This is a genomic window from Pseudomonas fluorescens, from assembly GCF_001307275.1.
Lineage (GTDB): Bacteria > Pseudomonadota > Gammaproteobacteria > Pseudomonadales > Pseudomonadaceae > Aquipseudomonas > Aquipseudomonas fluorescens_AA.
Window position 1 is genome coordinate 4,194,254 of record NZ_CP012831.1, and the last position, 14,785, is coordinate 4,209,038.

At 58.2% G+C, this 14,785-nt stretch carries 15 protein-coding genes; 9 read left to right on the forward strand and 6 right to left on the reverse strand.

What is annotated here, in order from left to right:
• Nucleotides 1-56: 56 nt before the first annotated feature.
• From AO356_RS18695 to AO356_RS18705, 4 genes are all read right to left on the reverse strand, one after another.
• On the reverse strand, nucleotides 57-566 hold the full coding sequence (locus AO356_RS18695) for a Bro-N domain-containing protein (RefSeq protein WP_060740998.1): 510 nt from the start codon (nucleotides 564-566) through the stop codon (nucleotides 57-59).
• Between the two features lie 402 nt (nucleotides 567-968).
• Complete coding sequence (locus AO356_RS18700) at nucleotides 969-1,724, reverse strand: DUF4145 domain-containing protein (protein ID WP_060740999.1); 756 nt, start codon at nucleotides 1,722-1,724, stop codon at nucleotides 969-971.
• Between the two features lie 16 nt (nucleotides 1,725-1,740).
• The gene (locus tag AO356_RS32610; RefSeq protein WP_152032431.1) at nucleotides 1,741-2,295 is read right to left on the reverse strand and encodes a hypothetical protein; all 555 of its coding nucleotides are present in this window, start codon (nucleotides 2,293-2,295) and stop codon (nucleotides 1,741-1,743) included.
• 70 nt (nucleotides 2,296-2,365) lie between these two features.
• Entirely contained in the window at nucleotides 2,366-3,613 is a 1,248-nt protein-coding gene (locus AO356_RS18705) for a ribonucleotide-diphosphate reductase subunit beta (protein WP_003204812.1), read from the reverse strand.
• Nucleotides 3,614-3,641: 28 nt separating this feature from the next.
• On the opposite strand from AO356_RS18705, the gene AO356_RS32615 reads away from it, so the two are divergent.
• Nucleotides 3,642-3,983 carry a hypothetical protein gene (locus tag AO356_RS32615; RefSeq protein ID WP_152032432.1) on the forward strand — a complete coding sequence of 114 codons (342 nt, stop codon included), beginning with the start codon at nucleotides 3,642-3,644 and terminating at the stop codon, nucleotides 3,981-3,983.
• Nucleotides 3,984-4,102: 119 nt separating this feature from the next.
• Here the strand turns inward: AO356_RS32615 and AO356_RS18710 are convergent, their stop codons facing one another.
• Together AO356_RS18710 and AO356_RS18715 are read right to left on the reverse strand one after the other, a co-directional pair.
• Entirely contained in the window at nucleotides 4,103-4,318 is a 216-nt protein-coding gene (locus AO356_RS18710; RefSeq protein WP_060741000.1) for a hypothetical protein, read from the reverse strand.
• Nucleotides 4,319-4,348: 30 nt separating this feature from the next.
• Nucleotides 4,349-4,612 (reverse strand): DUF2790 domain-containing protein, encoded by a 264-nt coding sequence (locus AO356_RS18715; protein ID WP_060741001.1) that lies wholly within the window; start codon nucleotides 4,610-4,612, stop codon nucleotides 4,349-4,351.
• 446 nt (nucleotides 4,613-5,058) lie between these two features.
• Here AO356_RS18715 and acs point away from each other — a divergent pair, with 446 nt between their 5' ends.
• The 8 genes from acs (at nucleotide 5,059) to aruF (ending at nucleotide 14,748) form a co-directional block, all read left to right on the forward strand.
• Nucleotides 5,059-7,014, forward strand: coding sequence for an acetate--CoA ligase (gene acs / locus AO356_RS18720; RefSeq protein ID WP_060741002.1), 1,956 nt, complete (start codon nucleotides 5,059-5,061; stop codon nucleotides 7,012-7,014).
• 769 nt (nucleotides 7,015-7,783) lie between these two features.
• A complete protein-coding gene (locus tag AO356_RS18725; RefSeq protein WP_060741003.1) occupies nucleotides 7,784-8,557 on the forward strand; it encodes an ABC transporter substrate-binding protein in 774 nt (257 codons plus the stop codon).
• A gap of 90 nt (nucleotides 8,558-8,647) precedes the next feature.
• Complete coding sequence (locus tag AO356_RS18730; protein ID WP_060741004.1) at nucleotides 8,648-9,337, forward strand: ABC transporter permease; 690 nt, start codon at nucleotides 8,648-8,650, stop codon at nucleotides 9,335-9,337.
• A complete protein-coding gene (locus tag AO356_RS18735) occupies nucleotides 9,334-10,032 on the forward strand; it encodes an ABC transporter permease (RefSeq protein ID WP_060741005.1) in 699 nt (232 codons plus the stop codon). The genes AO356_RS18730 and AO356_RS18735 overlap by 4 nt, the downstream gene beginning before the upstream one ends.
• Nucleotides 10,033-10,088: 56 nt before the next feature.
• A complete protein-coding gene (locus AO356_RS18740) occupies nucleotides 10,089-10,853 on the forward strand; it encodes an ABC transporter ATP-binding protein (protein WP_060741006.1) in 765 nt (254 codons plus the stop codon).
• Between the two features lie 113 nt (nucleotides 10,854-10,966).
• The gene (locus AO356_RS18745; protein ID WP_060741007.1) at nucleotides 10,967-11,947 is read left to right on the forward strand and encodes a GlxA family transcriptional regulator; all 981 of its coding nucleotides are present in this window, start codon (nucleotides 10,967-10,969) and stop codon (nucleotides 11,945-11,947) included.
• Between the two features lie 359 nt (nucleotides 11,948-12,306).
• Complete coding sequence (locus AO356_RS18750; protein ID WP_060741008.1) at nucleotides 12,307-13,527, forward strand: aspartate aminotransferase family protein; 1,221 nt, start codon at nucleotides 12,307-12,309, stop codon at nucleotides 13,525-13,527.
• A gap of 201 nt (nucleotides 13,528-13,728) precedes the next feature.
• Nucleotides 13,729-14,748 carry an arginine/ornithine succinyltransferase subunit alpha gene (gene aruF / locus AO356_RS18755; RefSeq protein WP_003178851.1) on the forward strand — a complete coding sequence of 340 codons (1,020 nt, stop codon included), beginning with the start codon at nucleotides 13,729-13,731 and terminating at the stop codon, nucleotides 14,746-14,748.
• The last annotated feature ends 37 nt before the right edge of the window (nucleotides 14,749-14,785 follow it).

Here is a 14,785-nt window from a genome sequence, read left to right on the forward strand (position 1 = left end):
CATATGACCAACAAAAAACCGCCGCCCGAACACGGACGACGGCTTCTGATTGAATCTCAAAACCCTCGCAAAACTCTCGACGCTTTCCGCCACCAGGGTTCATGCTGGCTAAACGGATCATCCACCAACACCGCCGGCATATCCCGCAAGCGAATCCATGGTTCATCCTGCCAGTGCAGCATGCAGAGCGACATCTTCGGCCAATCCAACACGCTCAACGTAGGCCGCTCCACCTTATGTGAGCAGCGCTCATCCCGCAGCGCAGGCACTACCTGATGCGTGATCCACTCGCGCAGCAACCGATACTCAGGGCAGTAGTGATAAACCAGCAACGCATAAACACCTGACTCGCTCAGCATCAGACGTTCCTCGGTCAACCCATGGACATGCACGAGCATCATCCGGCGCTGGTCAGGGTCAAGCTTGCGGGTCATGCGCTCATCGAGGTGCTTACTCATCAAGCGCCCCAAGTCGGATGCGCTGAACCAAGCCTGGTTTTCGACCAAGAGGGCATGCAGATGAATGTTGTGGCGAATAAATTGAGTAGGAATCAGCGGGTCAGACATGACCGACCTCCTTGCAGGAAGGCGCGCGGTCCGGTGTAACGCTGTAGCTGATCATCCTTCAGGATGAAGGGAGAATTCTTAGGCATATCCATTACCTCTGTGTGGTGTCAGCTTTCTTAGGGCTGGGTGCCGGGAGCTAAGAAACCCCACACAGAGGGCCGGACTTATTCCCCTTTCGGGTCTTTTATTCGTCCACTCCCGGCATAACAGAGATTTTTGATGCGCACGGGGAAGCCGTAGGCACAAAAAAGCCGCTACTGTCGGGTGCGGTTGGTCCGCTGTGTGAGGTGTTTCTTAGGCACCGCATAGAAGCCTAAAAGCTCTGCGGTCGCTGGTCAAGCAGTACTCGAAAAACTTTAGAGTAGGCGTTCCGTACTTTATTTGTTGAACAATATTACTGTTTTAGTGGGACCTGCTCGCGGTGTTTACCTTGGTGAGTTTTGCGAGGTATAGAAGTTCTTCTATTATTGCGCGATATTCGAGTTTTAAGTTTCTTATGTCGTCGCGACGGCAGTTGTATCTTATTCTATGAGCGGAAAGGTTGCCCAGTTCTCTGAAGGTGTCGATTTCTTTTTTTGCTTCCGGCGATAGTTTTATTTCAGACTTTGATTTTATTTTGTTTATTAGAGTCTTCAAATTTTGAAAGTTACCTTCCTCATCCTTTATTTGCTCTGGGATGTTTTCAGCTTCAAAGCAGTGGATGATAAGTATTTCAAGTAATCGTCTCATCATCAACGAGCAGGCGTCGAACAGATTGTTTTCGTATGCGGAATTTATTTGTTGTGCGATTTTTATCAGGTATTGACGTTTTGATTCATGTAAAAGAATTTCGGGTAATAGAGAGTCGTCAGAGTTAATCTCTTCTGAATCGGAAAGGTCTGGGAATTTAGATTTCAAGAGGCTATATTTTTTTTGCGATAGCCTGAATAGATTCGCTCTTGAACCTTTAATGAAGTCACTTGAGCGCAGTAATTTTTCTTTTAATCGGCTTGCATTTGGTTTTGCAAATCCAAGTCCGATAAGAATGGCGCTCATGTCGGCAATTGTAAACTCAGGTTGCTCTTTGTTCTCTATGAAGTAGAACGCCAAATAACAGATTTTCTCCAGTTCAGTTACTTCGGTTAGTTTGGCGAGATTTGAGAATACGTCAACCTTCAAGTTATGTATTCCTATACTAGTTGCTGATCTTTTCTAGTATTTCTTCTGCCCTCTCAACTCCCGGTAACGTCAGCTTGCAAGTCTTGGAAGATGAGTTTTTCTTTCCGTCGACCAGTATAAGCTCTTTTGCACCTTGAATTTGGCTGGAGAAATTTGAAGAGTCTAGGCAGCCTTGCTCTTGGCACAAAGCTCTAATTTCTTGAATTGGAACCTCGTTTACACCAACGGATTTTTTACCCCAAAGGTATACAAGTGCGGTGGTAATGGTTTTTTGAGCATTATTCGAGCCGGGCATTTTTTTAATGATGCGTACGCTCTGATCTTCAATGTGTAATACACGTTGAAAGGTTTTTTTCTCGAAAGTTAGCTGAGCTTCGTTTGCACTTAATTCAAGAGTGTGAACCGGTGGGGGCGGCGCGCTGTGTAACTCAGTGCGCGGTTTCATGTGTAGTGTTGCCAGAATTATTTCTTTGAAGTTTTCGATTTGTTGGGATACAAAACTTTCAGAGCCGGAGATTTCAAATGTCCCATCGTTTAGAGACAGTTGAATCTTTGCATTAGTATTTTCCATGTCCATCCCCTAAAAAGCCCCGCATGGAGCGGGGCTGATTTTATTTTGCTTTAGTGAGATCGTTGAACAATCAATCCCAGCTAAGCGCCCCACCCGTCTGATACTCAATCACTCGCGTCTCAAAGAAGTTCTTCTCCTTCTTCAAGTCCATGATCTCGCTCATCCAAGGGAACGGGTTAGTCGTGCCTGGATACTCTTCCTTCAGACCAATCTGCGACAGGCGACGGTTGGCGATGAACTTGAGGTAGTCCTCCATCATCGCCGCGTTCATGCCCAGCACGCCGCGAGGCATGGTGTCGCGGGCGTATTCGATCTCCAGCTGCGTACCCTGCAGGATCATCTGGGTCGCTTCTTCCTTCATCTCGGCATCCCACAGGTGCGGGTTTTCGATCTTGATCTGGTTGATCACGTCGATGCCGAAGTTCAGGTGCATGGATTCGTCGCGCAGGATGTATTGGAACTGCTCGGCGACGCCGGTCATTTTGTTGCGGCGGCCCATGGAGAGGATCTGGGTGAAGCCGCAGTAGAAGAAGATGCCTTCCAGGACGCAGTAGTAGGCGATCAGGTTGCGCAGCAGCTCTTTGTCGGTGTCCGGGGTGCCGGTTTCGAACTTCGGATCGGAGATCGAACGGGTGTACTTCAGGCCCCAGGCGGCTTTTTTCGCGACCGATGGGATCTCGTGGTACATGTTGAAGATCTCGCCTTCATCCATGGCCAGCGATTCGATGCAGTACTGGTAGGCGTGGGTGTGGATCGCCTCTTCGAACGCCTGGCGCAGGATGTACTGGCGGCATTCCGGGTTGGTGATCAGGCGGTACACGGCCAGGACCAGGTTGTTGGCGACCAGGGAGTCGGCGGTGGAGAAGAAGCCCAGGTTGCGCATCACGATGCGGCGCTCGTCGTCGGTCAGGCCTTCCGGGTTTTTCCAGAGGGCGATGTCGGCGGTCATGTTGACTTCTTGCGGCATCCAGTGGTTTGCGCAGCCATCTAGGTACTTCTGCCAGGCCCAGTCGTATTTGAAGGGGACGAGCTGGTTGAGGTCGGCGCGGCAGTTGATCATGCGCTTTTCATCGACGGCGACACGGGCGGAGGCACCTTCGAGTTCGGCGAGGCCTTCGGCGACGTCGAGTTTGTCGAGGGCGGCCTTGGCGCGAATGATCGCGGCCGAGTCGCTGGCCGTCACGGCCCGGGCTTCGAGGGCGGCGGCACCGCCGGCGCTGTCGAGGCGGTCCATGTTGGCTTCAGAAGCGTGGCCGGCGTTGGCGCCTTTTACAGCGACTTCGCCGTCTTCTTTGTCGAATTCGTCCCAGCTCAGCATGACGTGTCGTCTCCTGCGTGAGGGCCAGATGCCCGATGAAGGCCTACTGGCCGCGGTGGATCTTGAAAAATCGTTTGTTGCAGCAGCTGACGCAGGCAATAAACAGAAAAATGTACGGGTCGTTCCGAAGCGGCGCAGAACGCCGGGAGGCATTTGGCGCTGGCGTGGGCTTCAGGCAGCCTTGATCCCCTGTAAGGGAATATTGCAGGCCCGTTTGAGGCGGCATTATAAGGACTTTTTTGCCTACGTGCTGCGGCGAAATGGCTCACAGAAGGCGTCGCGAAGGGTATATCCGCGTGGGAGCGAGTATTTACAAGGCTTTGGCCGCCGAAGATTTTTTTTGCCTGGGTCGAACGGCGGTTGGTTTTGATCAAAAAACGAGCGTTTTTTGCGGTTTTGCACTACATGTTGTGTTTTCGGAGGGTTTTCAGCGGTTCCAGACACAACCAGGCCCGATCGAGACCGGGCCATGGAAAATGCCAGTAATGATCAATCGGTACGGGCCGAACCGGTGCGGTCGTTGCCATCGGTTGCGACAGTGGTCGGGTCGGTGTGGTCGTGACCGTCGGTGGCGACCGTGGCAGCATCCGTGGGGTTGTAGCGGTCGATGGCGGCGGCTGAACCGGTGCGATCGAAACCGTCGGCGGCGAAGCTATTGGCGGCCAGTACGGACAGGGCCAAGGCGAAGAACAGTTTGCTTTTCATGGTGGTTGCTCCTGGTTCGTTCAAAGTCGATCAGCCGTTGGAGCAGCCGTTGCCCATGACGCTGTAGCGCAGGATATGGCGCTGGCCCTTGGAGTCGTCGTATTCCATCTTCGCCGGGACCACTTCGCAGACATTCGGGATGTCGCTCATGGAGATGACCTTGGCGATGTCCAGGTGGGTGGAGTAGGTGTACTCCTCAATGGCCGGTTTTTGCTGTGCAACATCGGTCGGGGCCTCATCCGCCATCGCGGTGGCGCACAGGCTGCCGAGGACCAGAACCCATAAAGCTTTCATCTGATTCACCTTTCTTGAGGTCGAGTGGGGTCACGCAACCTTTTTGGGGTTGCGTGTGGAGCAAGTATTGGAAGTTGGATTAACGGCCTTCGTGGGGGCTGTGTTGCGTTAATCGTGTTTGCCGGTTGGCGAGATGAATTTTAGGGAGTGGGGCTGGGCGCAAAAAGCCTTGGTTTTGATAAACACTGTTGGTTGATCTGGTAATAATCGCTGCAGGTGAGGGGATTGTCTGCCGCATCTATGTTGGATGTGCTGCCGCCATCGCGAGCAAGCTCGGCTCCCACAGGCTCGGCTGCTACACAGGGAAAGCCTGGCGGGAGCGGGGTTGCACGTTAGTACCGACATTTTGTAGGGACTTGTTACTACCATCGTCGAATGGTTCTATAGGCCCGCCCCGGGCTACAACGGGACCATACAAAAACAACTATGTCTCCGAGGTAAGAAAGATGAGTGCGGCTTCTCTGTATCCCGTTCGCCCCGAGGTTGCGGCCAGTACGTTGACTGACGAGGCGACCTACAAGGCGATGTATCAGCAGTCGGTCGTCAACCCGGATGGCTTCTGGCGCGAGCAGGCCAAGCGCCTCGACTGGATCAAACCGTTCACCACGGTGAAACAGACCTCCTTCGACGATCACCATGTCGATATCAAGTGGTTCGCCGACGGCACCTTGAACGTGTCCTACAACTGCCTCGACCGTCACCTGGCCGAGCGCGGCGATCAAATTGCGATTATCTGGGAGGGCGATGACCCGTCCGAGAGCCGCAACATCACCTATCGCGAACTGCACGAAGAAGTCTGCAAGTTCGCCAACGCCCTGCGTGGCCAGGACGTGCATCGCGGCGACGTGGTGACCATCTACATGCCGATGATCCCTGAGGCCGTGGTCGCGATGCTGGCCTGTACCCGGATCGGTGCGATTCACTCGGTGGTGTTCGGCGGCTTTTCCCCTGAAGCGCTGGCCGGCCGGATCATCGACTGCAAATCCAAAGTGGTGATCACCGCCGACGAAGGCGTTCGCGCTGGCAAGAAGATCCCGCTCAAGGCTAACGTCGATGACGCGCTGACCAACCCGGAAACCAGCAGCATCCAGAAAGTCATCGTGTGCAAGCGCACGGCTGGCAACATCAAGTGGAACCAGCACCGCGACATCTGGTACGAAGACCTGATGAAGGTGGCCGGCACCGTTTGCGCGCCGAAGGAAATGGGCGCCGAGGAAGCGCTGTTCATCCTCTACACCTCCGGTTCCACCGGCAAGCCCAAGGGCGTGCAGCACACCACGGCCGGGTACCTGCTGTATGCAGCGCTGACCCATGAGCGCGTGTTCGACTACAAGCCAGGTGAGGTCTACTGGTGCACCGCCGACGTGGGCTGGGTCACCGGCCACAGCTATATCGTCTACGGCCCGCTGGCCAATGGCGCGACCACGCTGCTGTTCGAAGGCGTGCCGAACTACCCGGACATCACCCGGGTGGCCAAGGTCATCGACAAGCACAAGGTCAGCATCCTCTACACCGCGCCAACCGCCATCCGCGCGATGATGGCCTCGGGCACCGCCGCTGTCGAAGGCGCCGATGGCAGCAGCCTGCGCCTGTTGGGTTCGGTGGGCGAGCCGATCAACCCGGAAGCCTGGGACTGGTACTACAAGAATGTCGGCAAGGAACGTTGCCCGATCGTCGACACCTGGTGGCAGACCGAGACCGGTGGCGTGCTGATCAGCCCATTGCCAGGCGCCACGGCGTTGAAGCCGGGTTCGGCCACTCGCCCGTTCTTTGGTGTGGTGCCGGCGCTGGTGGACAACCTCGGCAACCTGATCGAAGGCGCGGCCGAAGGCAACCTGGTGATCCTCGATTCGTGGCCAGGCCAGGCGCGTACGCTGTACGGCGATCATGACCGTTTCGTCGACACCTACTTCAAGACCTTCAGCGGCATGTACTTCACCGGTGACGGCGCCCGTCGCGACGAGGACGGCTACTACTGGATCACCGGTCGAGTGGATGACGTGCTCAACGTGTCCGGCCACCGCATGGGCACGGCCGAGATCGAGAGCGCCATGGTCGCCCACCCGAAAGTCGCCGAAGCGGCGGTGGTGGGTGTGCCGCACGACATCAAGGGGCAGGGCATCTATGTCTACGTCACCCTCAATGCCGGCGAAGAAACCAGCGAGGCCCTGCGCCTGGAACTGAAGAACTGGGTGCGCAAGGAGATCGGTCCGATTGCCTCGCCGGATGTGATCCAGTGGGCACCAGGGCTGCCGAAGACCCGTTCCGGCAAGATCATGCGCCGCATCCTGCGCAAGATCGCCACGGCGGAATACGACGGGTTGGGTGATATCTCCACCCTGGCCGACCCGGGTGTGGTGGCGCACTTGATCGAGACGCACAAGACCATGAACGTTGCCTGACGGCGGTTTGTGACCTCAAGAAGCCCCGCCTGGCATTTGCCTGGCGGGGCTTTTTTGTGCGCGTCGCATGGCCTTTGTGGCGAGGGGATTTATCCCCGCTGGGCTGCGAAGCAGCCCCAAGATCCCCGACTCATTCTTCCTGATACACCGAGTTGCCTGGTTTTAGGGCCGCTTCGCAGCCCAACGGGGATAAATCCCCTCGCCACAGGTTGGGGGTTCGAACGACCGCGGTGCCTGGCTTTGGGGCTGCTTCGCAGCCCAGCGGGAGCAAGCTCCCTCGCCACGGGTTCGGCGAATGAATAAATATCGGCGTTTGAAGTGGGAGGTGTCTGAACGTTACCGGTGTTTCGAAATGTGTAACCAAAGGCGCCACAACGGGGCGATGTGAAACGCGAAGCCCCGTTACAGGGCGGCTCCGGGCGTTCCGGAAAATAAGCCGACACGCTGTGCTTGCCGGATTAGAAGGGTTTGCGAATAATGGGCCCGCTATTTGCAGCATAGATCGGTTTCCCTTCTTTTGCTCTTGCATGAATTTGCGGGGCTGTCAATGTGCTCGAACCGCTTTCTCGGTGCTTCTGTAATTTGTTGTCGCATTGAAGAAATATCGGCTTCGGGCCTGTCGTTAGAATGCCGATCACTCGCTCGTCGTGGCTCGCGTTGGATAAACCGTGAGCTTCCCAGGACGCAGCACCCACGTTCGTTCCACCCATTCGCATATTGGGCTGTTGCTCACTCTGCCGTTTTTGCCCTTTACCGATGGAGTCCCAAGATGAAGAAACTTGTGCTGCTTGGCGCCCTGGCACTGTCCGTGCTGTCCCTGCCGACCTTCGCTGATGAGAAGCCCCTGAAGATTGGTATCGAAGCGGCTTACCCTCCGTTCGCCTCGAAAGCCCCGGATGGCAGCATCGTCGGCTTCGACTACGACATCGGCAACGCGCTGTGCGAAGAAATGAAGGTCAAGTGCGTATGGGTCGAGCAGGAATTCGACGGCCTGATACCGGCGCTGAAGGTGCGCAAGATCGACGCGATCCTGTCGTCCATGTCCATCACTGAAGATCGCAAGAAGTCCGTTGATTTCACCAACAAGTACTACAACACCCCGGCCCGTCTGGTGATGAAGGCCGGTACCCAGGTCAGCGACAACCTGGCCGAGCTCAAGGGCAAGAACATCGGCGTGCAGCGTGGTTCGATCCACGAGCGTTTCGCCCGTGAAGTCCTGGCTCCGCTGGGTGCCGAGATCAAGCCGTACGGTTCGCAGAACGAAATCTACCTGGACGTCGCTGCCGGCCGCCTCGACGGCACCGTGGCAGACGCTACCCTGTTGGATGACGGCTTCCTCAAGACCGATGCCGGCAAGGGCTTCGCATTCGTAGGTCCAGCCTTCACCGACGAGAAATACTTCGGCGACGGCATCGGTATCGCGGTTCGCAAGGGCGATGCGCTGAAAGACAAGATCAATGGCGCGATCACCGCCCTCCGCGAGAACGGCAAGTACAAGCAAATCCAGGACAAATACTTCGCTTTCGACATCTACGGCAAGTAACGACGTCCCGCCACTCGTGCGAAATGGCGCAAGCAACAGGATCTCTGCGGTTTGCGCCATTTTTTCATCCCACTTTCGAGGACCTGAATCATGTTGAAAGGCTACGGGGCTGTCATCCTCGATGGCGCATGGTTGACGCTTGAGCTCGCCTTGTCGTCGATGGCCCTGGCCATCGTCCTGGGTTTGATCGGCGTTGCGTTGCGCCTTTCTCCGGTGCGCTGGCTGGCGTGGCTGGGCGACCTGTATTCCACGGTCATTCGCGGCATTCCCGACCTGGTGCTGATCCTGTTGATTTTCTACGGCGGCCAGGACTTGCTCAATCGCGTGGCACCGATGCTCGGCTATGACGACTACATCGACCTGAATCCGTTGGCGGCCGGTATCGGCACCCTGGGCTTCATCTTCGGTGCGTACCTGTCGGAGACCTTTCGCGGTGCATTCATGGCGATTCCCAAGGGCCAGGCCGAGGCGGGCATGGCATATGGCATGAGCGGCTTCCAGGTGTTCTTCCGGGTGCTGGTGCCGCAGATGATTCGCCTGGCGATTCCGGGCTTCACCAACAACTGGCTGGTATTGACCAAGGCTACCGCGCTGATTTCCGTGGTGGGCTTGCAAGACATGATGTTCAAGGCCAAGCAGGCGGCGGATGCCACTCGCGAGCCTTTCACCTTCTTCCTCGCAGTGGCGGCGATGTACCTGGTGATCACCAGTGTCTCGTTGCTGGCGTTGCGTCACCTTGAGAAGCGCTACTCGGTAGGCGTAAGGGCGGCTGATCTATGATCTTCGACTACAACGTCATCTATGAAGCCTTGCCGCTGTATTTCAGTGGCTTGCTGACCACCCTCAAATTGTTGGCCCTGTCGCTGTTCTTCGGCCTGCTGGCGGCGTTGCCCCTGGGGCTGATGCGGGTGTCCAAGCAGCCGATCGTCAACATGACGGCCTGGCTCTACACCTACGTGATCCGCGGCACGCCGATGCTGGTGCAGCTGTTCCTGATCTATTACGGGCTGGCGCAGTTCGCGATCGTGCGCGAAAGCTTCCTCTGGCCATGGCTGTCCAGCGCGACGTTCTGTGCGTGCCTGGCGTTTGCCATCAACACCAGCGCCTACACCGCCGAAATCATCGCCGGCAGCCTGCGGGCCACGCCCAATGGTGAGATCGAAGCGGCCAAGGCCATGGGCATGTCGCGCTACAAGCTGTATCGCCGGATCCTGCTGCCGTCGGCCTTGCGTCGGGCGCTGCCGCAATACAGCAACGAAGTGATCATGATGTTGCAGACCACCAGCCTGGCATCCATCGTGACCCTGATCGACATCACCGGCGCGGCGCGCACGGTGAATGCGCAGTATTACTTGCCGTTCGAGGCCTACATCACGGCCGGCGCTTTCTACCTGTGCCTGACCTTCATTCTGGTGCGCCTGTTCAAACTGGCCGAACGCCGCTGGCTGGGTTACCTGGCCCCGCGCAAGCACTGATAACGCATCGATCCGATCGACTGCTCAACGACTGACGTTTTGTGAGAACCGACCGCATGTACAAGCTTGAAGTCCAAGACCTGCATAAACGCTATGGCAGTCACGAAGTGCTCAAGGGCGTGTCCCTGAAGGCCGCCGCTGGCGATGTGATCAGCATCATCGGCTCCAGTGGTTCCGGCAAGAGTACTTTCCTGCGTTGCATCAACCTGCTCGAGCAACCCCATGCCGGCAAGATTCTGCTCAACAATGAAGAGCTGAAACTGGTCGCCGGCAAGGATGGCGCCATGAAGGCCGCGGACCCCAAGCAACTGCAGCGCATGCGTTCGCGGCTGTCGATGGTGTTCCAGCATTTCAACTTGTGGTCCCACATGACCGCGCTGGAAAACATCATGGAAGCGCCTGTGCATGTGCTGGGCGTGGCCAAGGCTGAAGCGCGGGAGAAGGCCGAGCACTACCTGAACAAGGTCGGCGTGGCCCATCGCAAGGATGCCTACCCGGGCCACATGTCCGGCGGCGAGCAGCAGCGCGTGGCGATTGCCCGTGCGCTGGCGATGGAGCCTGAGGTGATGCTGTTCGACGAGCCGACCTCGGCGCTGGACCCGGAGCTGGTGGGCGACGTGCTCAAGGTGATGCAGGCCCTGGCCGTGGAAGGTCGGACCATGGTGGTGGTGACTCACGAAATGGGCTTTGCCCGCGAGGTCTCGAACCAGCTGGTGTTCCTGCACAAGGGCATCGTCGAAGAAAGCGGCAACCCACGTGAAGTGCTGGTCAATCCGCAATCGGAGCGCCTGCAACAATTTCTTTCGGGCAGCCTCAAGTAATCGCTCCCGTTACGCACCTGATTTGGGTCATGCTGCGCACCGCGCGCCAGATGGTCTAATTTGGTTGCAGCCGCTTTTGGCTTTAACACTGTTTTCGCTTCGGATCGCCCGCCATGACTGCCCATCGAATAGGTTTCCTGATTTGGCCCAGCACTAAAGCCTTGACGCTGGCGCTGGCCGAGGAGGCCTTGCGTGTCGCTCAGCGGGTGCATCCGGATGTGGTCTACGAGCTGTCGTTCCTGCAGGCCGAGCCACCGGCCGCCGGCGCCTGGCAATTGCCGGGCGAACCTTGGGCCGGCAAGCTCGAGGGGTTCCAGAAGCTGTTCCTGCTGGCCGATGAGCCGCCGACCGCACTGGCCTCGCCCCTGAGCAGCGCCCTCAAGCAACTGGTGCGTGCCGGTTGCGTGATCGGTGGTTTGTCGGCGGGTGTCTATCCCTTGGCCCAGCTGGGTTTGCTCGACGGTTACCGTGCCGCCGTGCATTGGCGCTGGCAGGACGACTTCTCCGAGCGTTTCCCCAAGGTCATCGCCACCAGCCATCTGTTTGACTGGGATCGCGATCGCCTGAGCGCTTGCGGCGGCATGTCGGTGCTGGACCTGTTGCTGGCGGTCCTGGCCCGGGATCACGGTGCGGAGCTGGCCGGTGCGGTGTCGGAAGAGTTGGTGGTCGAGCGCATTCGTGAAGGCGGCGAGCGCCAGCGCATCCCGTTGCAGAACCGCCTCGGTTCCAGCCATCCAAAGCTCACCCAGGCGGTGCTGCTGATGGAAGCCAATATCGAAGAGCCGCTGACCACCGACGAAATCGCCCAGCATGTGTGTGTATCCCGCCGGCAACTGGAGCGGATCTTCAAGCAATACCTCAACCGCGTGCCCAGCCAGTATTACCTGGAACTGCGCCTGAACAAGGCCCGGCAGATGTTGATGCAGACCAGCAAATCCATCATCCAGATCGGCCTGTCCTGCGGTTTCTCCTCGGGGCCACACTTCTCCAGCGCCTACCGCAACTTCTTCGGCGCCACGCCGCGGGAAGACCGCAACCAGCGACGCAGCAGCAGCCCGTTCGAATTGTCCTCGGTGCCGTCCGAGCGGGGCTAGGCGGCAAGGCTGCGGATAGGGCGGTCGACATAAAAAATTGTGGGAGCGAGCTTGCTCGCGATGGCGTCGGACCAGCCAGCATCGATGCTGACTGATACACCGCTATCGCGAGCAAGCTCGCTCCCACAGGTGTTTTGTGTCTGGCAGCGGAAATGTGGAGGCGGGCGCCTCAAATCCACTGGCAACGTTTAAACTGCGCCTTTGCGACGCTATTTGTCGCATTGCCGTAAACCCGCGCAAAACGTGGGTTGGCGCTATAAGAAGTTGTCGCTTGGCGGCAAGGCCGGGCTGAAAACTGTCCTTACAATCCTTACCAAGCCCGCCAGTTCCAGGCGGGTGTTCCTCATCAGGAGACTCCGATGTCCGTTGAGCAAGCCGCGGTACAACGCGCCGATTTCGACCAGGTTATGGTTCCCAACTATGCACCTGCTGCCTTCATACCTGTGCGTGGTGCCGGTTCCCGCGTATGGGACCAATCCGGTCGTGAGTTGATCGACTTTGCTGGCGGCATTGCAGTCAACGTACTGGGCCACGCCCACCCGGCGCTGGTCGGCGCACTGACCGAACAGGCCAACAAGCTGTGGCACGTCTCCAACGTCTTCACCAATGAGCCGGCCCTGCGCCTGGCCCACAAGCTGGTCAACGCGACGTTTGCCGAGCGCGCGTTTTTCTGCAACTCCGGCGCCGAAGCCAACGAGGCCGCCTTCAAGCTGGCCCGTCGTGTTGCGTTCGATCGTTTCGGCAGCGAAAAATACGAAATCATCGCCGCGCTCAATAGCTTCCACGGTCGCACCCTGTTCACCGTCAACGTCGGCGGGCAGTCGAAGTACTCCGACGGTTTCGGACCTAAAATTACTGGCATCACCCACGTTCCTTATAACGACCTGGCCGCGTTGAAAGCCGCTGTCTCGGACAAGACCTGCGCCGTGGTGCTGGAGCCGATCCAGGGCGAGGGCGGCGTGCTGCCGGCCGAGCAGGCCTACCTGCAAGGCGCCCGCGACCTGTGCGATGCCCACGACGCGCTCTTGGTGTTCGACGAAGTGCAGACCGGCATGGGCCGCAGCGGTCATCTGTTTGCCTACATGCATTACGGCGTGGTCCCGGACATCCTCACCAGCGCCAAGAGCCTGGGCGGTGGTTTCCCGATTGCGGCGATGCTCACCACCGAAGCCCTGGCCAAGCACCTGGTGGTCGGCACCCACGGCACCACCTATGGCGGCAACCCGCTGGCCTGCGCGGTGGCCGAAGCGGTGATCGATGTGGTCAATACCCCTGAGGTGCTCGGTGGTGTCAAAACCAAGCACGCCAAGTTCAAGGCGCGCCTGGAGCAGATCGGCGAGAAGTACGGCCTGTTCACCCAAGTGCGTGGCCTGGGCCTGCTGATCGGCTGCGTGCTGAACGATGCCTGGAAAGGCAAGGCCAAGGACATCTTCAACGCCGCCGAACAGGAAGGCCTGATGATCCTGCAAGCCGGCCCGGACGTGATTCGCTTCGCCCCGAGCCTGGTGGTGGAAGACGCCGACATCGACGCCGGCCTGGACCGCTTCGAGCGGGCTGCGGCGAAGCTGACGCAAGCCTGATCCCGAAAAACTGAACCGGCTCCATGGGGAGCCAGTTTCTTGTGGGAGCTGAGCTTGCTCGCGATGGGATCGCCTCGGTTTGACAGGTAGAGCTCATTGCCTGCATCGCGAGCAAGCTTTGCTCCCACAGGGAGTCAGTATTTTTTTTCTGTGTGTCGACCTGAGGGTCGAACCCTTTATTTCAAGTTAAGGAGTGACACCATGCTGGTGATGCGCCCCGCGCAAATGGCGGATCTGGGCGAGGTACAGCGTCTGGCTGCGGACAGTCCGATCGGTGTCACTTCCTTGCCGGATGACGTGGAACGCCTGAGCGACAAGATCGCCGCAAGCGAAGCCTCGTTTGCCGCCGAAGTCAGCTTCAACGGCGAAGAAAGCTATTTCTTCGTCCTCGAAGACACCGCGACCGGCAAGCTGGCGGGCTGTTCGGCCATCGTCGCGTCGGCCGGTTATTCCGAACCGTTCTACAGCTTTCGCAACGAGACCTTCGTGCACGCCTCCCGTGAGCTGAAGATCCACAACAAGATCCACGTGCTCTCCCAATGCCACGACCTGACCGGCAACAGCCTGCTGACCAGTTTCTACGTGGTGCCGGAACTGGTGGGCTCGCCATGGTCGGAACTCAATTCACGGGGGCGGCTGTTGTTCGTCGCCAGCCATCCGGAGCGGTTCGCCGATTCGGTGGTGACCGAGATCGTCGGCTACAGCGATGAGAATGGCGACTCGCCGTTCTGGGACGCCATCGGTCGCAACTTCTTCGACCTCAACTACGCTGCCGCCGAGCGCCTGTGCGGGCTGAAGAGCCGTACCTTCCTCGCCGAGCTGATGCCCCATTACCCGATCTATGTGCCGCTGTTGCCGGATGCCGCCCAGGAAGCCATGGGCCAGGTACATCCGCGGGCGCAGATCACCTTCGACATCCTGATGCGCGAGGGTTTCGAGACCGATCACTACATCGACATCTTCGACGGTGGCCCGACCCTGCATGCCCGCGTCTCGGGCATCCGCTCGATCGCCCAGAGCCGCGTGGTGCCGGTGAAGATCGGCGAACCGGTCAAGGGCGCCGGCCGGCAATACCTGGTGGCCAATGCCCAGTTGCAGGATTACCGCGCCGTGCTGCTCGAACTCGACTACGCGCCGGGCAAACCGGTGACCCTGGATATGGAAGCGGCCGAAGCCTTGGGCGTTGGCGAAGGCGCCAGCGTGCGCCTGGTGGCGGTTTAATGAGTTTCGCGGGTGGCGCAAGCGGCCCGTTTGAGGA

Coding starts and splice junctions, on each gene's coding strand:
- AO356_RS18710 (WP_060741000.1), bottom strand. CDS start 4,318: ATGAAAAGCAAACTGTTCTTCGCCTTGGCCCTGTCCGTACTGGCCGCC.
- AO356_RS18740 (WP_060741006.1), top strand. CDS start 10,089: ATGTACAAGCTTGAAGTCCAAGACCTGCATAAACGCTATGGCAGTCAC.
- aruF (WP_003178851.1), top strand. CDS start 13,729: ATGCTGGTGATGCGCCCCGCGCAAATGGCGGATCTGGGCGAGGTACAG.
- AO356_RS18730 (WP_060741004.1), top strand. CDS start 8,648: ATGTTGAAAGGCTACGGGGCTGTCATCCTCGATGGCGCATGGTTGACG.
- AO356_RS32610 (WP_152032431.1), bottom strand. CDS start 2,295: ATGGAAAATACTAATGCAAAGATTCAACTGTCTCTAAACGATGGGACA.
- acs (WP_060741002.1), top strand. CDS start 5,059: ATGAGTGCGGCTTCTCTGTATCCCGTTCGCCCCGAGGTTGCGGCCAGT.
- AO356_RS18735 (WP_060741005.1), top strand. CDS start 9,334: ATGATCTTCGACTACAACGTCATCTATGAAGCCTTGCCGCTGTATTTC.
- AO356_RS18725 (WP_060741003.1), top strand. CDS start 7,784: ATGAAGAAACTTGTGCTGCTTGGCGCCCTGGCACTGTCCGTGCTGTCC.
- AO356_RS18695 (WP_060740998.1), bottom strand. CDS start 566: ATGTCTGACCCGCTGATTCCTACTCAATTTATTCGCCACAACATTCAT.
- AO356_RS18750 (WP_060741008.1), top strand. CDS start 12,307: ATGTCCGTTGAGCAAGCCGCGGTACAACGCGCCGATTTCGACCAGGTT.
- AO356_RS32615 (WP_152032432.1), top strand. CDS start 3,642: ATGCCCGATGAAGGCCTACTGGCCGCGGTGGATCTTGAAAAATCGTTT.
- AO356_RS18715 (WP_060741001.1), bottom strand. CDS start 4,612: ATGAAAGCTTTATGGGTTCTGGTCCTCGGCAGCCTGTGCGCCACCGCG.
- AO356_RS18745 (WP_060741007.1), top strand. CDS start 10,967: ATGACTGCCCATCGAATAGGTTTCCTGATTTGGCCCAGCACTAAAGCC.
- AO356_RS18705 (WP_003204812.1), bottom strand. CDS start 3,613: ATGCTGAGCTGGGACGAATTCGACAAAGAAGACGGCGAAGTCGCTGTA.